This is a genomic window from Mycobacterium sp. (assembly GCF_050701675.1).
In the GTDB taxonomy this organism is placed as follows: Bacteria; Actinomycetota; Actinomycetes; order Mycobacteriales; family Mycobacteriaceae; genus Mycobacterium.
Map to the genome: position 1 here is coordinate 1 of NZ_JBOGDD010000745.1, position 2395 is coordinate 2395.

The following is a 2395-nucleotide window of genomic DNA, read 5'->3' on the forward strand; positions in this document are numbered from 1 at the left end:
CCAACTGGATTCCACCGACGTAGATCTCACCGATCGCGCCCTGCGGCACGGGTTCCAGGTCGGGACCCAGCAGGTGGATGCGGGTACCGGGCACCGGGCGGCCCAGGGTCACTGAATCGGTGACCCGTCCGGCCACGACGTCGCCGGCCACCTCCGAGGATCCGTAGGAGTTGACGATCTCCGCCTCGGGCGATACCCGCCGCAGCGCGGCGGCCGTAGCGGCGTCCAGCGGTTCACCGCTGCAGATCCACCGCTGGATCGATCCGAGACGCGACGGCGCCACCTCGGCCATCGCGGCCGCCAGGCTGGGCACGACCAGCAGTTGTGCGGCCGACACCTCCTCGGTGAGTCCGGCCAGCCTCGCGCCGTCCTTGGCAGCGGCCTCGTCGGCGATCACGGTCGTCGCGCCTGCGACGAGCGCCCCGAGCAGTTCGGTGGTCCCGTCGATGAAGCTCATCGAGCTCTTCGCGATGCGGACGTCCGACCCCTCACGCGACCACGACCCGGCCGCCCACCTCAGCCGGTTCGCCAGCGCACCATGGGTTCCCACTGTTCCCTTGGGGAGGCCCGTGCTACCCGAGGTGTACACGATCGACGCCGCGTCATCCGGCCCGACGGGAACGACCGACACCGGATCGTCGCCGGCGTCGACGCTCACCGCTGGCACGTCGTGCGGCGGCAGCGCCCGGTCGTCGGTGATGACCACCCTTGGCTGCGCGTCGTCGAGCATGTAGGTGATGCGGGTGGCGGGATACTGCGGGTCGACGGGTAGATACGCTCCGCCGCAGCGTAACACCGCCAGCAGAGCCACGGCCATGGCACTGGTGCGCCCGGTCGCCACCGCGACGACGTCTCCGCGGCGAACCCCTGCACCGACGAGGGCTCCGGCCAGCCTCGCGGCCCGGTCGTCGAGCTCGGCGAAGGTCAGCTCCCCGTCGGCGTCGACGAGGGCCACCACGCTCGGTGTGCGGCGGACCCGGTCGGCGAACAGCTCGGTCACCGTGCCCTGCCATCCCTGCGCACCCGTGCCTGCGGCGAGAATCTCTTGGCGTTGGTCCGCCGTGTGCAGTTCGATGTCGCTGCACGGTGTTTCGCCGGCCTCGACGATCGTGCTAAGGATGCGGCGGTAGAACGCGAGCACCTGTTCCGCGGTCCCCGCGTCGACCACCGAACGGTCGTGGGTCAGAGCGATCAGGAACGGGTCGGCCGGCTTGACCATCAGCGTCAACGGATAGTGCGGCGCTTCGACGACGTCCATCGACTCGACTCGAATCGAGTTCGCCGAGTCGTCGGGGGCGGGATAGTTCTCGATGACGAGCAGCGTGTCGAACAGTTCGGGGATGCCGACGGCGTGCTGAACGTCGGTGAGCGCGACGTGGTGGTACTCGAAGAGGGTGGACTGCGCATCGGCGAAGCCGCGAATCACGGACTCGATCGAATCCGCAGGGGCCCAATGTGTCCGGGCGGGAACGGTGTTGATCAGCAGGCCGACCATGTGGCCGACGTCGGCGATGTCGCCACCACGTCCGGACACCGTCGAACCGAAGACCACGTCCGTGCGCCCGGTCAGTCGACCGACCGCGATGCCCCACGCCGCACCGATGACGGAGCTAGTGGTGACACCGTGCCGACCGGCCCATTCGGAGACGCCCGCGGCGACGTCGGCGGGCACCTCGACCTCGACGCGGCCGAAGCCGTGCCCCCCGGACCGGTTGCGCGGCAGCGCGTCCGCCAGCCGGGTGGGTCCCTCGATCCCGTCCAACTCGGCGCGCCAGGCGTCCAGAGCCGGCTCCGTCGACGCTTCGGCGATCCACCGCAGATAGTCGCGGTACCGCGGAGGTGCCGGCATGGGGGCGTCCGGGTCGTCGTGCAGGGTCGCCAGTTCCCTGAGCACGATGGGCACCGACCAGCCGTCGGCGATGATGTGGTGGACGGTCTGGATGAGCACGTGCCGCTGCGGGTCGAGGCGCAGTAGCGCGTAGCGCATCAGCGGTGGTTCGGCCATGTCGAACGGGCGTGACCGTTGCTGTTCGGCGATCTCCGCGACCCGCTGCCGCGCCGCGCCGGTGTCCAGACCGCTGAGATCCAGGTACAGCCAGGGCATCTCGGGTGTCGGCCCGATGACCGACACGATGCTGCCGTCACCCACGGCTCGGAAGGAGGCGCCTAGATGGCGGTGCCTGCCGGTGACCAGGTCGGCGGCCGTGCGGAGGCGCTCGGGATCGACGGATCCGGACAGGTCGACGATCTGTTGGACCACGTAGGGGTCGACGTCGGCGTACGTGGAGTGGAAGTAGATGCCCGCCTGCAGTGGCGAGGGCGGCAGCAGCTCGACGCGACCCTGGTGGGGCAGCGCGTCGAGGTCGGCCTGCGTGACGGCGGCGAGTGGAAAGTC

1 protein-coding gene is annotated in these 2395 nt (G+C 70.0%); it reads right to left on the reverse strand.

Going from position 1 to position 2395, the window contains the following annotated elements:
* The coding region (locus tag ACRDUX_RS22805; protein WP_526416772.1) for a non-ribosomal peptide synthetase at window positions 1–2395 on the reverse strand (2395 nt) is incomplete at both ends.